Consider the following 20,817-nt stretch of genomic DNA (forward strand, 5'->3'; position numbering starts at 1 on the left):
GCTCCATGCAGAACCGCGCCTATTCGCAGATCGAAATCAAGTCGATCAACGAGGAAGACCGCGTCATCGAGGGCATTGCTTCGACACCGACGCCCGACCGCGCCGGCGACATCGTCAACCCGCTAGGGGCGAAGTTCGCGCTCCCGCTGCCGTTCCTCTGGCAGCACAATCACGAGCAGCCGATCGGCCACGTCATCGAGGCGACCCCGACCGCCAAGGGCATCAAGTTCAAGGCGCAGATCGCCAAGACGGACGAGCCGGGCAAGCTCAAGGACCTGCTCGACTTCGCCTGGCAGTGCATCAAGATGCGGCTCGTCGGCGCGGTGTCGATCGGCTTCCGTGCTGTGAAGTACGCCCTCATCAACGACGGCGGGGTCGAGTTCGACGAGTGGGACTGGTACGAGCTGAGCGCCGTCACCATCCCCATGCAGGCCGACGCCACGATCACCTCGATCAAGTCGATCGACACCGGCTTGCGCAAGGCGGCTGGCGTCGCCGACCCGGACCCTATCCCCCCGCAAACCCCCGACGAAGCCGCGTCAGGCAAATCCGTCCGGGTGGTCAAGCTGGCGGATCCTGCCCGCGACCGGGCGCCGCCCGTCGTCATCACCTCGATCAAGCCGATCAGGAAGACGGCGTAACACCCTGGCCGCGCGCAGCGCCGCCAACAGGACATTGAAAATGGATATCGCTGCACAGATCGCGGCGTTCGAGGCGAAGCGCGCCTCGACGCAGAGCCGCATGGAAGAAATCATGACGAAGGCGGCGACCGAGGGCACGACCCTCGATGCTGCCGAGCAGGAAGAATATGACGGCCTCGAGGGCGATGTCGATGCGATCGACGCGCACATCAAGCGCCTTCGCTCGCTGCAGAAGACGCTCGCCGCCAAGGGCGTTCCCGCGGTCGGTGGCTCGTCCGAGGAAGGCTCCGCTGCGCGCGGCGGCACCCGCATCGAGGTGAAGGGCACCAACCTGCCCAAAGGCACCAGCTTCACCCGCTACGCGATGGCGCTCGCCCGATCGAAGGGCAACCTCATGCAGGCCGCCGAGATCGCCAAGGGCTGGGGCGACACCCCCCAGGTCGAGACGATCCTCAAGGCTGCTGTCGCCGCGGGCACCACGACCGACACCAACTGGGCCAAGCCGCTGGTCGAATACCAGAATATGGTCAGCGAATTCGCCGAACTGCTTCGGCCGGCAACCATCATCGGTCGCATCCAGGGCCTTCGCCGGGTGCCCTTCGAGATCAAGATCCCGCGCCAGACCGGCGGATCGAGCGTGGGCTGGGTCGGCGAGGGCAAGCCGAAGCCGGTCAGCGCCCTGTCGTTCGATCAGATCAGCCTCGGCCGCGCCAAGACGGCCGGCATCGTCGTCATCACCGACGAGCTCGCCCGTGCTTCGTCGCCGTCGGCGGAGCAGCTGGTTCGTGACGACCTGATCGCGCAGACCGCGCAGTTCACGGACAGCCAGTTCGTCGACCCGGACAAGGCGGCCAGCGCTGTGTCCCCGGCTTCGATCACCAACGGGGTTACGCCTGTCGTCGCGACCGGCACGGACGCGGACGCGTTCCGAACCGACGCCAAGAACGTCATGGTCAAGTATGTGCAGGCGAACATGTCGCTCGCCGGCGCCGTCTGGATCATGACGGAGACGCAGGCGCTGGGCCTTGCGCTGATGCTGAACCCGCTCGGCCAGCCGGAATTCCCTGGCCTGCAGATCAGCGGCTCCAGCGCTGGCACGCTGCTCGGTCTTCCGGTCGTGCTGTCGGAGAACATTCCGGCGCAGGCGCAGGTCACCGGTCCGCCCGTCATCCCGGCCGGCTCGCGCATCATCTTGGCCAAGGCCAGCGAGATCCTGCTCGCCGACGAAGGCGAGACGATGCTCGACGTCAGCAGCGAAGCCTCGCTGCAGATGGACAGCGCCCCGACCGACCCGCCCACAGCTACGACTGTCATGGTCTCGCTTTGGCAGATGAACCTCATCGGCATCCGTGCCGAGCGGTACATCAACTGGGCGAAGCGCCGGGCCGCGGCTGTCCAGTACATCACCGGCACCAACTACCAGTGATGCTTCCCCGGGCGGGTTTCGGCTCGCCCGGCTTGCTTCGGGAGACCCTCATGAAGATGATCGCCAAGAAAGCGTTTCGGTATGGCGATCGCCAGCTTGTGGCCGGCGACCCGTTCGAAACCAAGACTGATCGCGATGCAGCCCTGCTCCGCGCGATCCGCAGAGCAGATCCTGCGGATGACGAAGAGGCTCCGGCCCCGTCGCCTACGCCATCTCCGACGCCGACGGAGGATCCCGATCCCAAGCCACCGGCAGGAGGCAAGGTTCGTTCGGGCCGTGGCACCTACCAGCGCCGTGACATGCGCGCGAAGGGCTGATGCGCTTCCTCGGCTTCACCATTTCTCGCGAAAAATCGCTTCGCGCGCCATCTGGGCGCGGGGGATGGTGGCCGGCCGTGCGCGAAAGCTTCACCGGCGCATGGCAGCGGGGCATCGAGGTGAAGAAGGACACGGTGCTGTCCTTCCACGCCGTGTTCGCCTGCCAGACCCTCATCGCCTCGGACATCGCCAAGCTTCGGATCAAGCTTGTTCGCCAGGAGGGCGAGCTGTGGTCGGAGACGACCAATCAGGCGTATTCACCGGTTCTCCGCAAGCCGAACCATTTCCAGAACCGGATCCAGTTCCTGGAAAACTGGGTGCTGAGCAAGTTGCAGGCTGGCAACACCTACGCCCTGAAGCAGCGGGACGGCCGCAATGTCGTGACCGCGCTGTATGTGTTGGATCCCGGCCGGGTGAAGCCGCTCGTCGCCGATGACGGCTCCGTCTATTACGAGCTCAATACCGATCATCTTGCGGGCATGCCCCAAGCCACCATCGTTCCCGCAAGCGAGATCATCCACGATCGCTTCAACTGCTTTTTTCACCCACTGGTTGGGCTCTCACCCATCTATGCCAACGGGCTCGCGGCGACGCAGGGCCTGCACATCCAGAACAATTCCGCCCGGTTCTTCGCGAGCGGGTCCAACCCGGGTGGCATTCTCACCGCGCCAGGCGAGATCTCGCAGGAAACTGCAGACCGCCTAAAAACGCATTGGGACGAGAATTACACCGGCGAGAACGTCGGCAAGGTCGCGGTGCTGGGCGACGGGCTAAAATACGAATCCATGACGGTAAAGGCTGTCGATGCGCAGCTGATCGAGCAGCTCAAGTGGAGCGCTGAGGTCGTTTGCTCGACCTACCATGTCCCGCCCTATAAGATCGGCATCGGCCAGCAGCCCACCTTCAACAACGTCCAGTCGTTGAATATCGAATATTACTCGCAGTGCCTTCAGGTGCTGATCGAAGCGATCGAGCTTTGCCTGGATGAGGGCCTCGGCACCGGCGATGGGCTCGGGACAGAACTAGATGTCGAGAACCTCCTGCGCATGGACAGCGTCACGCAGATGGAAGTTCTGAAAGAGGGGGCCGCCGCAGGTCTGATCGCGCCAAACGAGGGCCGCGCCAAAATCGGCCAACGCCCCGTCGCTGGCGGTGAAACGCCCTATCTGCAGCAGCAGAATTACAGCCTAGCCGCGCTGGCGAAGCGCGATGCACGCGATGATCCCTTTGGCACCTCGGGCAGTGCACCGTCGGAATTTGCACCACCTCCAGCCGACACCCCACCGCCCGCGCCAATTCCGCAGTCCGAGCGGGGCGCGCAGATAATCGACCTATGGGCCGTCCGGCGCCGCGCGAAAGGCAATCTCGATGATCGACTCCGACGCGCTAGCTGATCTGATCGCCGAGCTGATTGGTGATCACGTCGAGCGCGCCACGGCGCCTCTATTGGCCCGGATTGTTGAACTGGAGGCGCGTAGCGCTGCGCAGCTGCCAGCCGATGACATCAAGTCGCTCGTGAGCGAGGCTGTCGCCGCGCTGCCGGCGCCGCCGGTGCCGGATGTGGTCACCGCCGAGGATTTGGCACCGATGATCACGGAGGCTGTCGAGCGTAGCGTCGCCGCATTGCCCGTTCCGAAAGATGGTGAAAGCGTTGATCCCGAGGTTGTGCGCGGGATGGTCGACGAAGCCATCGCGGCGCTGCCGCCGCCGCCGGTGGCCAAGGTGGTTACGGCCGAGGATTTGGCGCCGATGATCACCGAGTCTGTCGAGCGTAGCGTCGCAGCATTGCCCGTTCCGAAAGATGGGGAAAGCGTTGATCCCGAGGTAGTCCGCGGAATGGTTGAGGAGGCCGTTGCGGCACTGCCGCCGCCACCGGAGCCGGAAGCGGTCACCGCCGAGGATCTGGCGCCGATGATCACCGAGGCTGTGGATCGCGCAGTTGCTGCGTTGCCTGCGCCGAAGGATGGCGAGAATATCGACCCTGCGGTCGTTCGGTCGATGATCGACGAAGCCGTCTCCGCGCTGCCGCCCCCGGCGGATGGCGTCGGCGTTGCGGACGCCCTGATCGACCGCTCGGGCGATCTCGTCCTCACCTTGACCGACGGCTCCGTCCGGAAGCTTGGGCGAGTAGTCGGTTCGGACGCCGATATGATCACGCTCGAGCGACAGCTTCGCGAGATGGTCGACGCCATTCCGAAGCCGAAGGATGCCTTCGCGCTCGAAGATTTGTCGGTCGAGAGCGAGGACGGTGGTCGCACCATTCGCCTTTGCTTCAGCGCGGGCGACATCTCGAAGTCGTTCGACCTGGCGATCCCGGTGACGATCTATCGCGGGGTCTGGCGTGAGGGCGATTACAAAGCAGGCGACGCTGTCACCTGGGCGGGTTCGCTGTGGATCGCCGATCGAGACACCACCGCAAAACCGGACACCGGCGAAAGTTGGACGCTGGCCGTCAAGCGCGGCCGCGACGCAAGACCGGTTCAATTTCAGTCCTGAATAGGAGCCTTTGATGGTCGACAACGTCACCACCCCCGTCGACGCCGGGAAAGTCCTTGCATTCAAGGACATCGGCGGCATCCTGTTCGCGCTAAACTTGATCGCTGATGCTGCAGGCACGGACGTCATGGGCCTAGTCACCGCGAGCCCCGCGGCGAACACCCTGCTCGGTCGGCTCAAGGCGATTGCCGATCTTCTGGCTACCCAGAACGGTTATGTCGACGGCCTCGAAGCGCTGCAGGCTACGGGCAATGCCAGCCTCTCCCAGATCGCGGGGTATCTCGACACCGTTGAGGTGCTGCTCGCCGCCCCAACGCCGGCGGGCGAGGCATATATCGGACGGGTCGGTGGTGACGTGCTTACCGCGCCCGGCAACACCCCTGTGGTCACCACGACGGCCTACGCCAGCGGCAACGTGGTCGGCAGCTTGCTCACCTTCACCAATGCGGCGCGCGCGGCGGCGGGGTCCGGCTTGATCCAGGCGGCGTCGGTGCTGTCGAAGAGTGCGCAGACGGCTGCTCTGGACCTGCTGATATTCTCGGCCAACCCGAGTGCCTCGACGTTCACCGACAAGGCCGCGGTCACGATCAATGCCGCCGACACCGACAAGCTGGTCGGCGTCATCCACCTGACCGACTGGTCGGCGCTCGGCACGGCGTCGATCGCGCAGGCGGTCGCCGCGGGCCTGCCGTTCAAGCTGGCAGCTGGAACGGCGCTCTACGGCGTACTGGTCGCTCGCGCGGCGATGACGCTCGCTTCGACGTCCGACCTCACCCCCTCGCTCCGGATCATCCCGGGCTGATCGGAGGCGCGCCATGCTGTCGCATCTCATAGCTCTCGGCCTCTTCGCCGCGCCAGCGGATAACTCCGCGGAGAAGGGCGCCGTGATCGCTACTGGTGACCGGACTGCCGTCATGACGGTAATCCAGCCGGCAGCTTCGCGCGGCTCCGCCATCCCGCTCGGCGCGGGCGCGTGGGCGCAGCAGTTCGATCCGGGCGATCACGCCCCGTATGCGATCGATTTCGCCGAGTTGCTCGACCAGGGCGAGGGCATCGCCAAGATCGAGGCCATCAAGATGTCGTCGACCGCGGCTCTGCTCGGCATCGGCGTGGATGCCGCCTCCGGCTATCGTCCGATCATTGATGCGGCTGGAAAGAAGATCCAGCTGTGGTTCCTGGTCGACCAGGCATACGCGGAATCGATCTCGTTCGCCGCGGGCGGCGTGCTGCTGCCGGTGTCCGTCCGCATCCTGACCGACGCCACGCCTCCGAAGCGCTATGAGCGCACGGCGGTTTTGACGGTTCGCCAGCTGTGAATATCGAAAACGGCAGCCGGGTTCAGCTGGAGATCGCAGGCGTCTTCGACGGCATCGCGGGCCTACAGGGCAACAAGGTGTCATTCCTGCCGAACCGCACCACCGCGCGGCCCGAGAGCGTCAAGGGCGGCATGCTGGGCGGAAAGCCAGTCCTGCTCACTACGACGAAGGAAGGCGAGGGCCCTTATTACGTCGCGCGCTTCGAGGTGATCGAATGACCATCGAAGAGATGCGTGCGGCAACCGGAGCGCCGGACACCGCAACCGAAGCCGAGGTCGTTGCCGCCTATGCGGCACTGATCGACGACGGTCGCCCGGCATCGCTGCCTGTCGTCGAGCCGGTGACGGTCGAACAGGTCCGCCTGCACTGCAAAATCGAGGAAGACGAGGAAGACCTCCTGATCGCGCAGAAGATCCGCGCCGCGCGCGAGTGGGTCGAGGACTATACCGGCCGGATCGTGGCCCAGCGCACGCTCGTGCAGCACTTCCGCGGCTGGGATAGCCACCTCGCACTCTATAGTCGGCCCGTCGTCTCAATCGATTCGATCACCTATGACGGCCCGGCCGGCGCTGCGGCGCTGGCGCCGAACGAAATCTCCGCCGCGCGCGATCTCCTCCGCATCTACCCGGCAACCGGCCAATGGCCTCAGCTTCGCGCAGGCGGCGGGGTCACCGTGGCCTACACCGCTGGATATGACGCCGGCGAGGCGCCGAATTGCATGATCGAAGCGATCATCGTGCTCGTCGCTGGCATGCTCGACCAGCGCGCCGGTGCCTACGATAACGCCTCGGTGGCCGCCGAGCGGCTGCTCGCGCGACTTAGGCAACCGGTACTCGCATGACGGGCGTGTTCGATCCATCCAAGCTGAATCGTCGCGTGCGGATCGAGCGGCCGGTTGCTGACGACAGTCTCGACGGAGCCGGATCAGGCACCTGGGTGCTGGTGAAAGAAGTTTGGGCCGAAGTGCAGGACACCCTGCCGAGCCGCGGCGAGAAATTGGCCGACGGCATCAACGTCGCGGCGCACCCGGCGCGGGTACGCATCCGCTTCCGTAATGATGTGGCCTCCAACATGCGCCTCGTGCTGCTGCGGAAGAAGGTGCCGGAGCGGATCATGCAGATCGTGTCCGGGCCGGCGATCCTCGGCAATCGCGATGGGCTGGAGATGATGGTCGAGGACTACAGCCCGGCTGGGAACGCCGCCTGATGGTCACGGTGCGCGGGCGAGACACGGTCAACCGCTTCTTTGCCGAGCTGCCGAAGGAGATAGAGACCAAGCTGCTCCGCGGCGCTGGACGCGCGGGCGGCAAGGTGATTGCGGATGATGCGCGCGAGCGGGCCCTGGCAGAGGAGATTCGCGACGACCTCGTCTTGAAGACGTCCAGCCGAGACGGCCGGATCGTCGTGAAGATCACCGTCAAGCCGGGCTGGGGCTATTCGCTTGGTGTTTGGCAGGAGTGGGGCACCGAGCCGCACTTCATCAGAGTCGCAGAGAACCAGCGGCAGGGCCGCAGCATCGGGCGGATCAACCAGCTGGCGAAGGCCGGGTCTCTTGTGATCGGCGGTCGATTTGTCGGCGAGACCGTGCACCACCCCGGCGCGCGCCCTTCGCCGTTCCTTCGCCCGGCTCTCGACTTGCGTGGGGCTGACGCCATCGCCGCGGCGCAGGCTTACATCAACAGCAGGATCGCCGGCGGCAAGATCGTCGGCGCCGCAGATCCCGAGGACGAAGCATGAGCGAGAGCGTCGAGGGCGCTGACATCGTCGGCGCGCTGCTGCTCGACTTCGCCGAGCTAAAGCCGATCGTGTCGGCTGGCCAGATCAAGATCGGAGCGCTTCCGGAGAGCGCACCGCTGCCGCAAATTCTGCTCACCACCACCAGCACGGTCGAGCGCAAGCCCCTGAAGCGGGGGGAGCGGGTTCGGACCGTCGAGCGCGTCTCGGTGAAAGTACGGGCCGACAATCTGCGCGACGCGCGCCTGTTGCGGCGCCTGGTGGTCCGCTGCTGCGCGCATCGGACGGGCGATCTCGGCGGCGGGTCTGCGGTCTCGATCACCACCGATGGCGCAGGGCCCGAGGGCATCGGCCTGGGCGGCGCCTTCGAACGAACTCAGGACCTCCGCGTCAGCCACGACGTCGCGGTCTGAGGCAGAGGAGAAGACCATGAGCACGAGCAAGGAAGAGAAGATCAAGGGCTATGTGCCCAAGACGTTCAACGATGCCGGCACCGAGAAGGAATATGTCGGCGGCAAGGAACACGATTTCACCGAAGGCGAGCATGCCAACTTCAAGGCGGCCGGCCTGATCGGCGAAAAGCCGGAGGCCAGCGAGGCGAAGGCGCCCACCAATCCCGCGAAGGGCGGCACCGCCGCCTAACCCATCCGGCCAAGGTGACGCGGCCGATCCCTAGCCGGCGCCGCCGGCTCAATGCCCATATCAAGGAGTAGAACTATGTTTCTCCAGACCGGAGCCGGGTCGACGATCGCCATTTCGGTAGCCAAGCCGGCCACCGAGGACGCGACCAGCTATGCCGCGCTGACGTACACCGAAGCAGGCAACTGCGAGAAGATCGGCGCTATCGGCTCAACCTATGCGAAGACCGAGTTTCAGCCGCTCAAGGGCGGCAAGCAGAAGCTCAAGGGCAGCCCCGACTATGGCTCCCTGCAGCCGTCGTTTGCGCACGACGAGGCTGATGCGGGGCAGACCCTGTTCCGCACCGCCGCCGACGACGAGACGAATGCCTTGTTCTCGTTCAAGGTCACCTATCAGAATGGCGCCAAGCGCTACTTCCAGGGCCGCGTTTTTGGCTGGCCGGAGACGATCGACGGTGCCGACCCCGTCGTCATGGCAAACCCGACCGTCGAGATCTGCACGAAGATCGTAAAGGTCATCGGCACCTGATCCTCCCCGGCGCCCGCGACGCCGGTACCTCTCTGCGCCAGCTCGCCGCGTGATCGCGGGATGCGTGACGGGCTGGCGCACCAATCCCGCGAAAGGCAATTCCCATGTTCGATATCGCCACCTTGGCGGTCGCCGAGACCGCCGCAATCCACCTCAAGGGCCCGACCGGCGAGCTGCTGTTCGCCGACGCCGAGCGAACGAAGCCGATCCGCATTGTCATCTTCAGCCCCGGCAGCGCCGCCTTTGACGCTCTGGAAAGCCGCCAGTCCGCGCGCCAGGTGCAGCGTCTGAAGGCGAACGACGGCGAGATGGCCCCGCTCACTGCCGAGGAGCGCCGCCGCGATACCGTCGAGGATCTCGTGACGATCACCTCCGGGTTCGAAAATTTCGAATACGGCACCGGCCTTCAGGGGGCCGCGCTGTTCAAGGCAGTCTATTCTGATCCGAAGCTCGGTTTCATCCACAAGCAGGTGACCAAATTCATCGGCGATTGGGGCAACTTCACGGGAAAGTAACGCGCCGGCTGACGCTGTTCGTCCGGCAGATGGCCTGGCTCAACACCACGCCCAAGCCGGACGCGCGGAGCAAGCGGGCAAAGCTCAACCTGGACGTCCCCAGGCTCACCCGCGCCGAGCGGATGAAGAAGGACCGGGTGGAGATCCCGATGCCCCCGAACCCGCTGCCGCACGTCGTCGACCGGTTGATCGAGATCGGCCTAACCGAAGCGGCGGGCATGGGCGCGGGGCCAGTCAGCTGGCTTACGATCGAGGCATGGTGCCGCCTTACCGGCATCGACCTGCCCGTATGGGAGGCGCGCCTGATCAGGCGTCTCTCCGTTGAATATGTGGCAGAGCAGCGTCGCGCCGAAAGCGAGAACTGCCCGCCACCCTGGCGCTGGCAGGTCACCGAGGCGGAAAAGCGGGCGGCGAACAGGGAACTGGAATCGGTCCTCGGCTGACGATACGATGCGCGCATGGGAATCGGTCTCCGCGCGCTCGTATTGGCAGCCAGCCTCACCGCCTCGCAGGCATTCGCCGCTGATCAGCAGTTCGACCTAATTTGCACCAGCTCGACGGGTGACGCACATTACCGCGTGGACCTGGAGCTAGGCGAGGTATGTGTCAGTTCGTGCGACAAAGTCCGTAAGATTGCTGGCGTGACGTCAGGCGAGCTTGTCCTGCGGCAAGCGGTGCCAACACGTGCTGGTGACCTTGAAGAAAGATCGACAGTAAATCGATCAACTGGTGAATGGCACTATTACGCCATGGTCGATGGTACACCTTATTCTCAAGATGGGCATTGTACTGTCGCTCCTTTCAGCGGTTTCCCAGCCACGAGATTTTAATTTCTCGTTTGGCTGAAGCGGCTCGCAACTGCCCTTTTCAATTGTCGTGAACATCACCCCGCTTCGGCGGGGTTTTTCTCGTGGAGGCCGCCCATGGATGATGGTTCACCAATGCTTGAGGTCGGCTTCTCCATCGATGTCGCCGACTCGACGGCCGCGATCGCTCAACTTCGAACGGGGATGGATGGCCTCGAAAGCGGGGTGGTGCGCAGCGCGCGGAGCATCGAGCGGGTGACCAGCAGCATGGTGGATACGTCCGCCGTTGTGGCTCAGATCAACACGTTCGGCATGGCGGTGACGCGTACCGAGCAAGAGGTTCGGCGCGAGAAATCTCGAACGGAAGCCACGATTAATCGGATGATCTCCACGCTCGAGCGGGAGACGCTCGCTGTCGGACGGACGCGCGAAGAGCAGCGCGCTGCTCGCATCGAGGAGTTGGCACTCGCTGCGGCGCGGCAGGGGAACACGGACGCGGCCGATCGCCTTCTCGCCAGCACCCGCGCGCTGGGCTTAGCCCAGGGGGCGCTTGCAGAGCAGAAGCTCTCGGGCGAGATGAAGGCGGAAGCCGCCGCGGCGCGCGAGCGGGCAGCGGCCGAGGCCGCGCTGAACGGGCAGTTGCTGGAGCGTTCCCGGCTCGACGCCGCGCTTGCTCGCTTGAATGGGACCGATCGACCGACTGCCGCGCAGGGTGGCGCGACCGTGTCCGCATTGGCGGAGCGGGAACGGGCCTTGGAGCTGGCGGAGCGAGAAGCGGCCGTGCAGCGGGAGCAGAACAATCTGCTCGCCGAGCGGGCCAGCATCCAGGCGGCTCTTGAGCGCACGACGGGCATCGGCCGCACCAGCGCCACCGATGCCGGCGCAACCTATAGCGCCCTGGCAGCGAAGGCAGCCGAGGATGAGGCGCGAGCGCGGGACCTTGCCGCCGCTGCCGTGAAACGAGAGGCGGACGAACATGCGAAGCTCGCTGCTTTGCTCCGCGGCTCGCGCGACGCGGAGATCGCCGACGCGGCCGCAGCTGAGCGAATGCGAGAGGCGACCGATCCGCTTTATGCGGCGGTGAAGCGGCTGAACGGCGAGATCGAGGAATCGACGCGGCTGTACCGCGCTGGCTCCACCGCGCCGGCCGAATATGCTCGACAGCAAGAAGTGCTCGGTCAGCGCCTCCGCAGCACCACCCAGCAGCATGAGGCGATGGCCGTCGCTGGGACCGCAAACGCCAATGCGATGCGCAGCCTTGCGATACAGATGCCCGACGTCGTGCAGGGGCTGCTCACCGGGCAAAAGCCGTTCACGATCCTAATCCAACAGGGTGGGCAGCTCGTTCAGGTAGCGATGATGGCAGAGGGTGGCCTGAAGGCCGTGGCGGTCGCGGCTGGCACACTCGCCCTTTATCTCGCGCCGCTCGCCGTTGTGGCAGGCGTGGGCTATGTGGCGCTCGCCAAGTTTCAGAGTTCGGTCAAGGATAGCGGGGAGCTGACGCGCTACCGCGACGGCCTCGGGCTGACGCACAAGGAAATGCTGCAGCTCAGCGATGGCGTCGACAAGGCTGGCGACAAAATCAAGCAATTGAACGACGTGACCGTCACCGCCGGCGACGTAATGTCTGGGGTCTGGAAAACCATCAGCGAGCAGCTCGGAAAGGGCGGCAACTGGGATGGCCTGAAAAAGGGCGCCAGCGAGGCGTTCGATTGGGTGATCGAGGCGTGGAATAAGACCTCGGCCGGCATCACGGCGGGCATCTACGGCACCGTGAACGCGTCGAAGGTGATCTGGGGAAATTTCGCCACGTCGGTTGGCGACGTTTTTTACCAGGCGGTTAACCTCGCGATCGGGGCAATGAACCGGCTGGTCAAGGTTGGCACCGACATCCTGAACGGCTTCGTGCATGCGGCCAACAAAGTGCCGGGCGTGAATATCGGCGCCTTCAAAGCGCCGCAGATGGCCGAGGTCCAGAACCCCTATGCCGGTGCCGCGAGCCGGGCAGCGGAAGCTAATGCGTGGAAGGCCGTCGGCGACGGATACAAGAACGCATATGCACAGGCCCGCAAGGAAGACGCGGCATTCTGGGCACAGGTCGGCACCAACGCGAAGAAGAGCGCGATGGACCGCATGAAGGCGGAAGCGGATGCCATTAAAGCGAACCGCACCGCCCCGAAGCCCAAGGTCGACCGTAATGCGCTTAACTCGGAGGCGATCGAGGCGCAGATCAAGAACCTCTACAAGCTGGCCGATGCGTACGGCGTTTCCGGCGCTGCGGCACTGATTGCCGAGGCGCGGGTGAAAGGCGAAAGCGACGCAATCAAGAGGCGGACTGACGTCGAGGCCGCCGTTGATCGTCAGGTCCGCCTTTCCATCGCGCAGCGCGTATCGGATGGAGCCAAGAGCACGGCTGTCATGCGCGAGCAGGCAACCATCCAAGCGAAGGTCAATGCGCAAGTCGCTTCGGGGCTAGTCCCGGCATCACAGGCGGCGGAGATGGTCCGTGGCCAGATCGGGGACCTCCCGCTGCTCGGCGCCGTTCAGGCTGCGCAAGCGAAGCTATCGGAGGCAGCAGCTGCAAGGGACGTGGCGCGGCAAAAAGAGTTCAAGGACGCGGCCGACAAGGCTACGCAGGCGCTCGGCAATCAGCAGAGGGCGCGAGCAGAGCTAGACGCAACGAAGATCACCGCGACCTTCAACAATGATAGCACGAATGCTCGAAATCGACTGGCGCAACTGCAGGCAGAGCTTGCTGTCATTGGGCAGACCGACGCAGTCCGTGCCCACGAGCTCGCGAGCGTTCAGGCACTCCAGTACGCAGAAGCGCAGCGCTATGACACGTTCCAAACGATCGGCTATGTCGCCACTCAGGTGAAGATTGTCGACGCGCAGGAGCAGCTGCGGCTGAAGACTGACGCAGTGAACGACAACCTTCGCTATCAAGCGGATCTGTTCGATCTAATCGCCGCCAATGTCGGCGAAGCCGCGTCTGGCATGGCTGAGGCATTCGGGAGCGTGGGAAGCGCTCTTGGCGATGTGTCCTCTCGATTGGCCTCCTATCTGGCCGATCAGGAGAAAATTCGGTCGGCGCACAAGGCTCAGGTGGCGCTGATCGCGTCCATGGACAAAGGGGCGGCGAAGACGGCGGCCGCAGAGCGCGAAAACGCTAGGTTCGCTCTCCGCACGGCGACCACCCGCGTCGACCTCTATGGCGACATGGCCGGCGCGGCTAAGGGGTTCTTCAGTGAGAACAGCAAGGGCTACGAGATCCTTGCGGCGACCGAGAAGGCCTATCGTGCCATCCAGTTCGCGATGTCGGTGCGCGCGATGGCGCAGGACGTGGCCGAAACGCTCGGCATTGTCTCGAACAGCGCTGCCCGGGCGACCGCTCAGGGCACCGAGGGCATCGCGTCGCAGTCTAAGCTGCCATTCCCGTTCAACATCGTTGCTATGGCGGCGACCGCCGGCGCGCTGGTCGCAGCTGGCGTCGCGGTGATCGGCAGCCTGACCGGCGGCGGCCACACTGCTGCCCCGACGAACACCGGCACCGGCACCGGCACGGTGCTGGGCGACAGCTCCGCCAAGAGCGAGAGCCTGAAACGCGCGATCGACGAGCTGAAGGCGGTCGACACCGTCACCAACGTCTATTCGCGCCAGATTCTGGCCTCGCTCCGCTCGATCGATAGCCAGATCGGCGGCGTCGCGGCGGTCATCGTGCGCGGCGGCGACATCAACGCCAGCTCCAGCGTGGCGCAGGGGTTCAAGCCGAACCTGATCGGTTCCGTCCTCGGCTCGATCCCCCTGATCGGTGGCCTGCTCGGCGGCCTGTTCGGCACCCGCACGGACGTGACCGGCAGCGGCATCTATGGCGGCGCGCAGTCGGTGGGCAGCGTTCTGAACGGCGGCTTCAACGCGCAGGCCTATTCGGACGTAACCAAGACGAAGAAGTTCCTCGGCATCGTCTCCGGCCGCTCCTATTCGACCGAATACGGCGCGCTCGACCCGAACCTATCCAATCAGTTCACGCTGATCCTCCGCAGCTTCAACGATGCGATCAAGGCTGCAGCCGTGCCGCTGGGCGAATCGACCGACGCGATCCAGCAGCGGTTGAACGGCTTCGTGGTGAACATCGGCAAGATCGACCTGAAGGGCCTCACCGGCGAGCAGATCCAGGAGAAGCTGAACGCCGTGTTCGGCGCGGCGGCCGACAATATGGCGACCGCGGCCTTCCCGCTGATCGCGCAGTTCCAGAAGGTCGGCGAGGGCGCGTTCGAGACGCTCACTCGCGTCGCCACCACGGTGGAGCAGGTCAGCACCTCGCTCGAACTGCTCGGTGCCAGCGCGAAGGGCATGAGCATCGCGGCTAAGCTCGGCCTCGCCGACCAGTTCGACAGCGTCTCGGCGCTGAACGATGCCGCGACCGCATACTTCCAGGCGTTCTACACCTCGGAGGAGCAGGCCGCGGCCAAGACGGCGCAGATGGGCAAGGTGTTCGCGAGCCTGGGCGTATCGGTGCCGCCGACGCTCACCGCGTTCCGCCAACTGGTGGAGGCGCAGGACCTGACCACCGCCGCCGGGCAGTCGACCTATGCCACGCTGCTCAAGCTGGCCCCGGCCTTCGCCGACCTTCAGCAGTCGCTGCAGGGGGCGAAGAGCGCGGCCGACATCATGAGCGAGCGGCAGGATCTCGAGCGCCAGATCCTTGAGCTGCAGGGCAAGACGGACGAGATCCGGAAGCTCGACCTGGCGAAGCTCGACGCGAGCAACCGCGCGCTGCAGCTGCAGGTCTGGGCGATCCAGGACGCCCAAGAAGCGGCCAAAGCAGCCGACGAGCTGCGCCAGGCGTGGAGCTCGGTCGGCGACAGCATCATGGACGAGGTGAAGCGCATTCGCGGCCTGGGCGACGTCGGCGGGGCCAATACCTTCGCCGGGCTGCTCGGGCAGTTCAATGCCGCCACCGCGGCGGCGCGCGGCGGCGACCAGGACGCGGCGAAGTCGCTGCCCCAGCTGTCGCAGGCGCTGCTCTCCGCCGCCGCAAACGCCGCCACCAGCCGGCAGGAGCTGGCGCGGGTGCAGGCGCAGACGGCCGCCAGCCTCGAAGCCACCTATGGCGCCATCAACAAGCTGGGCACGGCCGCCGCGGTGACCAGCGCCAGCGCGCAGCTCGCGGCCGCCGCAACCGCGCAGACCGCAGCGACCGGCTCGAACGACAACGCGGCCACGATCGCGAGCCTGCAGGCCACGATCGTCGAGTTGAAGGACGAGGTGAAGCAGATGCGCACCGACAACAACGCCGGCCACGCGGCAACCGCGGGCAACACCGGGAGCATCAACAAGAAGCTCGGTATCGCCCAAGACGCGGCGGGCGGCGTCGCGATCGCCACCAAGGCCGTCGCATGAAGCTCGTCCGGCCGCTCTCGATCAGCCTGGCCGCCTCGTCGGTACCCGAGGCCGACTATCCCGCCTGGGATGCGGGCACCACCTACGCGCTCGGCGCGCGGGTGATCGTGGCGGCGCTCCACCGCGTCTTCGAGAGCGTCGCGGGAGGAAATGTGGGGCACGCTCCCGCATTGGGCGGCAACAGCTTCTGGCTCGACGCCGGGCCGACGAATCGCTGGGCAATGTTCGACCGGGCGGCCGGGCCCGCGACGCGCTCGGCGGCGCCGATCGCCGTAACGCTGGCGCTGCCGGATGCCGTCGATGCGATCGGGCTGGTCGACCTGCAGGCGGCAAGTGTGCGCGTGCAGGTCACCGCCGGCGGGGAGATCCTGCTCGACACCACCCGGGCGGCCCCGGCAGCGTGCGAGGTGTTCCTCGCCCTCCCGGCCAGCACCGCGCGCTCGGCGATCATCACGATCGCACCCACCGGCGGGGCGGCGGTCATCGGCAAGCTGATTACCGGCGCCGCGCTTGAGCTGGGCACGCTCGCCGATGCGCCGACGGTCGGGCTCACCGACTTCAGCCGGCGCGAGACGGATCAGTTCGGCATCACCACCATCGCGGAGCGCGACTGGACGAAGCGGATCGAGGCGAAATGCCGCATCGACGACGCGGCGGTCGACGGCATCCAGCGCCAGCTGGCGGCAGTGCGCGCCACCGCAGCGCTCTGGATCGGTGAGGGGGATTTCCCCAGCCTGATCGCGTACGGGATCTTCAGGGATTTCTCGCAGGTCATCAGCCTGCAGGGCATCAGCACCTGCTCGCTCACAATCGAAGGGTACCCGGCTGCCGACATTGCGGTGCCGGCGGCGGATCCGGCACTGAACGGCGCGAGCGATTTCCAGGTGGTGCGCCCCGCGGCCGTGACCGATGCGGTGCTCATCTCATCGTCGGTGCTCGAGAACGACTATCCGATCTATTCGCCTGATCGCACCTACATCGCGGGCGAGCGGGTGCTCGTCCCGTCCGCGCATCGGGCCTACGAGAGCGCCGCCGGCGGCAATAAGGGCAATCCGCCCGGCGCAGACAGCACGCACTGGATCGATGCGGGCCCCAGCAAGCGCTGGGCGATGTTCGATCAGGCGCTCGGCACTGCCACCACCGCTTCGGGCGCCATCACCGTCCAGCTCCGCCCCGGTACTGCGATCAATGCCCTCGCGCTCCTCGACATCGCCGCCGCCAGCGTGCGCGTCCAGGCGGCGGGATATGACCAGACGCAGGCGATCGCGCCCGGCGTCACCGCGGCGCTGTTTCTCGACCTCACGGTTCCCGCCGGCTCCGACATCACGGTCACCGTCGCCGCCAGCGCCGGTGCGGCCGCCGTCGGGACGCTGATCATCGGCGCCCGGGAGGGGCTTGGCCTGCTCGCCGACGCGCCGGCCAGCACGCTCCTCGACTTCAGCACCAAGCAGACCGACGATTTCGGCCTGACGGTCCCCATCGAGCGCGCCTGGGCGAAGAAGATGGAGGCGCAGAGCCAGATCGCGACGGCACGCGCTGACGGCCTGATGCGGCGTCTCGCGACCCTGCGAGCGGTGCCGGCGCTCTGGATCGGCGCGACCGAGTTCGAGGCCCTGACCATTTATGGCTTCTTCCGCGACTTCACCCTGACGCTGGGCGAGACGGTCAGCACCACCTCGGTCACCATCGAAGGGCTGGCCAAAGCCTCGCCGGATGCGCCGTCGAATACGGTGGTGACCTGGGACAGCATCGTCGGCCCCGGCAAGCCGCAGGACAATGCGACCGTCGGCGCGCCGGCGGGCACCAATGTCGGCGGCGTGCCGGCGCAGGATATCGCGGATGCCGTGAAGGACGGCTCTGGGGCTGTCGTGCCCACTCGCGACCAGGTCGCCGCCGTCAAGGCTCAGATCGACGGCGCGGTAAGCTCCGCTCAGGCCGACGCCTCACACGCCCGAGATGACGCGGCCGCGGCGCGGGCCGATCTCGCGATTGAGGTCCAGCGCGCCAAGGGCGCCGAGGGCGCGATCAACACCACGCTGGCGGCCGTGAAGTCGACGGCCGACGGCGCCTCCGCCGCAGTCACCGACGAGGCTACGGTCCGTGCGCGCGACGATATTGCCCTGAGCAACCGGACCTCCACGACCGAGGCGCAGCTTGCGGGCACCCAAGGCAGCGTCTTGGCGGGCCGCATCACGGACGAGGCGACAGCGCGCGCGAACGCTGACAATGCGATCGCGAGCCGGACCTCCACCACCGAGGCGCAGCTCGCAGGCACCCAGGAAAGCGCCCTGAAGGCGCGCATCGTCAGCGAGGAGACGGCACGCGCTGGGCAGGATGCCGCACTCGCGAACCGCGCGACTTCGCTTGAGGCTGCCGCCATCGCTTCCGCGGTCGGCGCTGCCCTGAACCCGAATTTTGCTCGGTGGGCCGATGGCGATTACACGCCGACCGGCTGGCTCAGCTGGGGGATGGAAGGCACCGCGCGCTTTGCCCGCGTTAATGGCGGCGGCGTGCGTGGCAGTCCGTACGCGATCGACATGCGGAACGATACCGCCGAGACCGAGTGGGGGTTTGTCCAGGACGCTGCCATGTCCCCCGGTATGTGGGTCATCGAAGCCGCGATCTCGCTCGATCAGGGTGACCTCTACGGGGCGGGAGTCACGCTGAGCGGCGTACAGGGCATCGATTTCTCGGTAGAAGCCGATACGAACGGCGCCGTGGGAAGCCTGTACGGCCTGCGCACGTTCTCGAAGATGGTCGACTGGCAGCAAGGCGGGATCGTTCACCTGCACGGTATGGGCGGTTGGTCAGGCTACGGCAGATACCGCGCTCAAAAATATATGCGCTGGTTCTATCTCAACGTGCGGCCCGCGACGGACGGCGAGATCAAGGCGGGCAAGGCGCTCATCGATGCAGGTAGCGCGCTCGCGCGCATCACGACCGAGGAGACGACGCGGGCGAACCAGGACACCGCTCTCGCGAACCGCATCTCCACCACGGAAGCGCAACTCGCGGGATCGCTGGGGAGCCAGCTGCAGGCGCGGATCGCCGCCGAAGAGACCGCCCGGGCGAACCAGGACGTCGCGATCGCCAATCGGACCACGACCGTCGAGGCGCAGCTCAGCGGCACCCAGGCAAGCCCGCTCGGCTCGCGCGTCATCACGACCGAGAGCGCGATCGCGACGCTGAACAACCGGGCTTCCGCGTATTGGCAGGTGCTGGCGGTCGCCGGCAACAATCGCGCGCAGGTGACCGTCCGCGCCGACGCCAACGGCGGTGCCGGCATCGATCTCGTCGGAGACGTCAGCTTCAAGGGCTCGCTCGATGTCGGCGCCGATAGCGGAGGCAACCGGGTCAAGATCACGAACAATGGACTGACGTTTTACGACGCGAACGGCACGTATCGCGGCGGCATCGGGCTGAAGGCATAATGCGCGCCTATTGCGAGTTCTGCGGCCCCGATGGTGCCGTGTGGTTCAGCCTTGCGGATTGCACGACGAGAGAGGTGGGGGCGTTCGTCGTCACCGGGCCGAACCCGTCGGTGCCGCGGCTCGGACCTCCGAACTTCGAATATTACATCGACTTCCTCTGCCCGCCGACGACCGCGCCCTGGCAATACACGGCCGGGAACAACAATGTCTCGGCGATCGTGAAGGTGACGAAGACCAGCGACAGCGTCGCGCGGCTGACCTTCAATCTCGCCTACAACGGCAATTATCCGGCCGGCGAGACCGTCACGATCCGATACGGCTGGGGCGCGGCGTGACGCCGTTCCTTGAGCTCGTCAACGATAACGGCGTCACCGTCGTCGACGATCGGTATACCTGCCTTGCGCTGCGCCAGTGGGGGAACGGCTGGGCGCTTGCGATGCCGTCGTTCAACTATCCGCCCGGCGGCGTCCGCACCCAGGATATCACCTATGCCGGTGGTACCGCGCCGGTGATGGCCGTCTACAAGGCTGCCAATCAGAGCAGATTGGACGGCGGCGCGGGGGTGATCGGCCGCTCCTACAATCCCGCGACCAATACCTGGACGTTCCGGGTGATGGTTGTCTCGAGCCCCACCTGGGGCGAGGATTATTCGTTCAGCTATTACATTTTCGATCAGCCGCTTCCCTTGGTGGCCGGCGAGGTGGGCGCGGAGCTGTTCGACGGCGCCGGGCGGTGCCTCTTCAGCTCCTCTCTGCACCAGATGATCATGAGGCCGGCTGGCGCCGCCCTCTCGTCGGCCAAATGGGCGCACACGTTTCCCGGGGGTGTGGGCGTGCAGAACGAGACCTACGATGTCAGCGACGGCAGCGGCTCGATCTCTTTCCGTGATCGCTATACGATCTCGCTGTCGACATGGGGCAGCAGCCCGACCTCGGTATTCAACGTCCCACGGACCTACAGTCAGGACAACTCGCGCGAGAATTGGGTGCCGTCCGGGCTCGAGGCGAACTCCTCCGAAGGGTCGTTCCTCGTAGACGTTTCGAGGATCCGGTGATCCTCATCGGTTCCGCAGCGGCGGCTGCAGGCGGCTTTCTGCCGCCCTGGCGGGGCGGGGTGGTGCGAGATCTCGACATCGTCTGCGAGCCCGAAGAGATCCTCGACCTGGCGCGGCTGACCGGCTTCACGCTTCACCAGATATTTCCCGACAAGTATCTGGTGACCGACACGCCGAAGGTCATCGAGCTGAGCGTGTATCCCGCCGCCGCTGTCGAGGCGATCGAGGCACTCTGCGGGGTGGGGGATGTCTCCCTCGCGGCCGAGATCAGCATCGAATGTCACGTCGCCCCGCTCGAAGTGGTGTGGGCCACGCTGGTGGAGACAGTGGGCTGCTTCCCGGTCCCCCGCGAGAAATCGACACGGGACCTCGAGCACTATCAATCCCTGGTCGACGCGCGCGGCGGCGTCACCAGCGCGCACCTGCAAATCGCCGACTTCTATCGTCGGCGCACGATCGCCCAGCTTCGCGGCGCGGCCGGCGCGGACCCCAACCCAGCTGAGGAATAGCGA

21 protein-coding genes are annotated in these 20,817 nt (G+C 65.9%); all 21 read left to right on the forward strand.

Annotation, left to right across the window (positions count from 1 at the left end; translation table 11 throughout):
* Positions 1-5 precede the first annotated feature (5 nt).
* The 21 genes from RT655_RS00560 (at position 6) to RT655_RS00660 (ending at position 20,814) form a co-directional block, all read left to right on the forward strand.
* Positions 6-641 carry an HK97 family phage prohead protease gene (locus RT655_RS00560; RefSeq protein WP_313534378.1) on the forward strand — a complete coding sequence of 212 codons (636 nt, stop codon included), beginning with the start codon at positions 6-8 and terminating at the stop codon, positions 639-641.
* Positions 642-681: 40 nt separating this feature from the next.
* Complete coding sequence (locus tag RT655_RS00565; protein ID WP_313534379.1) at positions 682-2,067, forward strand: phage major capsid protein; 1,386 nt, start codon at positions 682-684, stop codon at positions 2,065-2,067.
* Positions 2,068-2,117: 50 nt separating this feature from the next.
* Positions 2,118-2,384, forward strand: coding sequence for a hypothetical protein (locus RT655_RS00570; RefSeq protein WP_313534380.1), 267 nt, complete (start codon positions 2,118-2,120; stop codon positions 2,382-2,384).
* Positions 2,384-3,778: a phage portal protein gene (locus RT655_RS00575; RefSeq protein WP_313534382.1), complete on the forward strand. Its 1,395-nt coding sequence runs from the start codon at positions 2,384-2,386 to the stop codon at positions 3,776-3,778. The genes RT655_RS00570 and RT655_RS00575 overlap by 1 nt, the downstream gene beginning before the upstream one ends.
* Positions 3,753-4,880: a hypothetical protein gene (locus RT655_RS00580; protein ID WP_313534384.1), complete on the forward strand. Its 1,128-nt coding sequence runs from the start codon at positions 3,753-3,755 to the stop codon at positions 4,878-4,880. Before RT655_RS00575 ends, RT655_RS00580 begins: the two co-directional genes overlap by 26 nt.
* 13 nt (positions 4,881-4,893) lie before the next feature.
* Positions 4,894-5,682: a hypothetical protein gene (locus RT655_RS00585; protein ID WP_313534387.1), complete on the forward strand. Its 789-nt coding sequence runs from the start codon at positions 4,894-4,896 to the stop codon at positions 5,680-5,682.
* A 13-nt stretch (positions 5,683-5,695) separates the two neighbouring features.
* Positions 5,696-6,196 carry a hypothetical protein gene (locus tag RT655_RS00590; RefSeq protein WP_313534389.1) on the forward strand — a complete coding sequence of 167 codons (501 nt, stop codon included), beginning with the start codon at positions 5,696-5,698 and terminating at the stop codon, positions 6,194-6,196.
* The gene (locus RT655_RS00595) at positions 6,193-6,414 is read left to right on the forward strand and encodes a hypothetical protein (protein ID WP_313534390.1); all 222 of its coding nucleotides are present in this window, start codon (positions 6,193-6,195) and stop codon (positions 6,412-6,414) included. The genes RT655_RS00590 and RT655_RS00595 overlap by 4 nt, the downstream gene beginning before the upstream one ends.
* Positions 6,411-7,037 carry a head-tail connector protein gene (locus RT655_RS00600; RefSeq protein WP_313534392.1) on the forward strand — a complete coding sequence of 209 codons (627 nt, stop codon included), beginning with the start codon at positions 6,411-6,413 and terminating at the stop codon, positions 7,035-7,037. The genes RT655_RS00595 and RT655_RS00600 overlap by 4 nt, the downstream gene beginning before the upstream one ends.
* Positions 7,034-7,402 (forward strand): head-tail adaptor protein, encoded by a 369-nt coding sequence (locus RT655_RS00605; protein WP_313534393.1) that lies wholly within the window; start codon positions 7,034-7,036, stop codon positions 7,400-7,402. The genes RT655_RS00600 and RT655_RS00605 overlap by 4 nt, the downstream gene beginning before the upstream one ends.
* The gene (locus tag RT655_RS00610; protein WP_313534395.1) at positions 7,402-7,932 is read left to right on the forward strand and encodes an HK97 gp10 family phage protein; all 531 of its coding nucleotides are present in this window, start codon (positions 7,402-7,404) and stop codon (positions 7,930-7,932) included. Before RT655_RS00605 ends, RT655_RS00610 begins: the two co-directional genes overlap by 1 nt.
* A complete protein-coding gene (locus tag RT655_RS00615) occupies positions 7,929-8,342 on the forward strand; it encodes a hypothetical protein (RefSeq protein WP_313534396.1) in 414 nt (137 codons plus the stop codon). Before RT655_RS00610 ends, RT655_RS00615 begins: the two co-directional genes overlap by 4 nt.
* A gap of 16 nt (positions 8,343-8,358) precedes the next feature.
* Positions 8,359-8,571 carry a hypothetical protein gene (locus RT655_RS00620; RefSeq protein ID WP_313534397.1) on the forward strand — a complete coding sequence of 71 codons (213 nt, stop codon included), beginning with the start codon at positions 8,359-8,361 and terminating at the stop codon, positions 8,569-8,571.
* A 75-nt stretch (positions 8,572-8,646) separates the two neighbouring features.
* Positions 8,647-9,096, forward strand: coding sequence for a hypothetical protein (locus RT655_RS00625; RefSeq protein WP_313534398.1), 450 nt, complete (start codon positions 8,647-8,649; stop codon positions 9,094-9,096).
* A 122-nt stretch (positions 9,097-9,218) separates the two neighbouring features.
* Positions 9,219-9,611: a hypothetical protein gene (locus tag RT655_RS00630; protein ID WP_313534400.1), complete on the forward strand. Its 393-nt coding sequence runs from the start codon at positions 9,219-9,221 to the stop codon at positions 9,609-9,611.
* Positions 9,587-10,054 carry a hypothetical protein gene (locus tag RT655_RS00635; protein ID WP_313534401.1) on the forward strand — a complete coding sequence of 156 codons (468 nt, stop codon included), beginning with the start codon at positions 9,587-9,589 and terminating at the stop codon, positions 10,052-10,054. The genes RT655_RS00630 and RT655_RS00635 overlap by 25 nt, the downstream gene beginning before the upstream one ends.
* A 480-nt stretch (positions 10,055-10,534) precedes the next feature.
* Positions 10,535-15,820 carry a hypothetical protein gene (locus RT655_RS00640; protein ID WP_313534402.1) on the forward strand — a complete coding sequence of 1,762 codons (5,286 nt, stop codon included), beginning with the start codon at positions 10,535-10,537 and terminating at the stop codon, positions 15,818-15,820.
* Positions 15,817-19,251 carry a hypothetical protein gene (locus tag RT655_RS00645; protein ID WP_313534403.1) on the forward strand — a complete coding sequence of 1,145 codons (3,435 nt, stop codon included), beginning with the start codon at positions 15,817-15,819 and terminating at the stop codon, positions 19,249-19,251. The genes RT655_RS00640 and RT655_RS00645 overlap by 4 nt, the downstream gene beginning before the upstream one ends.
* Positions 19,251-19,586, forward strand: a complete 336-nt coding sequence (locus RT655_RS00650) for a hypothetical protein (protein WP_313534404.1) — start codon at positions 19,251-19,253, stop codon at positions 19,584-19,586. The genes RT655_RS00645 and RT655_RS00650 overlap by 1 nt, the downstream gene beginning before the upstream one ends.
* Entirely contained in the window at positions 19,583-20,305 is a 723-nt protein-coding gene (locus tag RT655_RS00655) for a hypothetical protein (protein ID WP_313534405.1), read from the forward strand. Before RT655_RS00650 ends, RT655_RS00655 begins: the two co-directional genes overlap by 4 nt.
* Positions 20,302-20,814 (forward strand): hypothetical protein, encoded by a 513-nt coding sequence (locus RT655_RS00660; protein ID WP_313534406.1) that lies wholly within the window; start codon positions 20,302-20,304, stop codon positions 20,812-20,814. Before RT655_RS00655 ends, RT655_RS00660 begins: the two co-directional genes overlap by 4 nt.
* Positions 20,815-20,817 lie beyond the last annotated feature (3 nt).

The organism is Sphingomonas sp., from assembly GCF_032114135.1.
Lineage (GTDB): Bacteria > Pseudomonadota > Alphaproteobacteria > Sphingomonadales > Sphingomonadaceae > Sphingomonas.

Bases quoted from the DNA above. Each gene is read 5' to 3' on its own strand.
- RT655_RS00560 (WP_313534378.1), top strand. From the start codon at position 6: ATGCAGAACCGCGCCTATTCGCAGATCGAAATCAAGTCGATCAACGAG.
- RT655_RS00565 (WP_313534379.1), top strand. From the start codon at position 682: ATGGATATCGCTGCACAGATCGCGGCGTTCGAGGCGAAGCGCGCCTCG.
- RT655_RS00570 (WP_313534380.1), top strand. From the start codon at position 2,118: ATGAAGATGATCGCCAAGAAAGCGTTTCGGTATGGCGATCGCCAGCTT.
- RT655_RS00575 (WP_313534382.1), top strand. From the start codon at position 2,384: ATGCGCTTCCTCGGCTTCACCATTTCTCGCGAAAAATCGCTTCGCGCG.
- RT655_RS00580 (WP_313534384.1), top strand. From the start codon at position 3,753: ATGATCGACTCCGACGCGCTAGCTGATCTGATCGCCGAGCTGATTGGT.
- RT655_RS00585 (WP_313534387.1), top strand. From the start codon at position 4,894: ATGGTCGACAACGTCACCACCCCCGTCGACGCCGGGAAAGTCCTTGCA.
- RT655_RS00590 (WP_313534389.1), top strand. From the start codon at position 5,696: ATGCTGTCGCATCTCATAGCTCTCGGCCTCTTCGCCGCGCCAGCGGAT.
- RT655_RS00600 (WP_313534392.1), top strand. From the start codon at position 6,411: ATGACCATCGAAGAGATGCGTGCGGCAACCGGAGCGCCGGACACCGCA.
- RT655_RS00605 (WP_313534393.1), top strand. From the start codon at position 7,034: ATGACGGGCGTGTTCGATCCATCCAAGCTGAATCGTCGCGTGCGGATC.
- RT655_RS00610 (WP_313534395.1), top strand. From the start codon at position 7,402: ATGGTCACGGTGCGCGGGCGAGACACGGTCAACCGCTTCTTTGCCGAG.
- RT655_RS00615 (WP_313534396.1), top strand. From the start codon at position 7,929: ATGAGCGAGAGCGTCGAGGGCGCTGACATCGTCGGCGCGCTGCTGCTC.
- RT655_RS00620 (WP_313534397.1), top strand. From the start codon at position 8,359: ATGAGCACGAGCAAGGAAGAGAAGATCAAGGGCTATGTGCCCAAGACG.
- RT655_RS00625 (WP_313534398.1), top strand. From the start codon at position 8,647: ATGTTTCTCCAGACCGGAGCCGGGTCGACGATCGCCATTTCGGTAGCC.
- RT655_RS00640 (WP_313534402.1), top strand. From the start codon at position 10,535: ATGGATGATGGTTCACCAATGCTTGAGGTCGGCTTCTCCATCGATGTC.
- RT655_RS00645 (WP_313534403.1), top strand. From the start codon at position 15,817: ATGAAGCTCGTCCGGCCGCTCTCGATCAGCCTGGCCGCCTCGTCGGTA.
- RT655_RS00650 (WP_313534404.1), top strand. From the start codon at position 19,251: ATGCGCGCCTATTGCGAGTTCTGCGGCCCCGATGGTGCCGTGTGGTTC.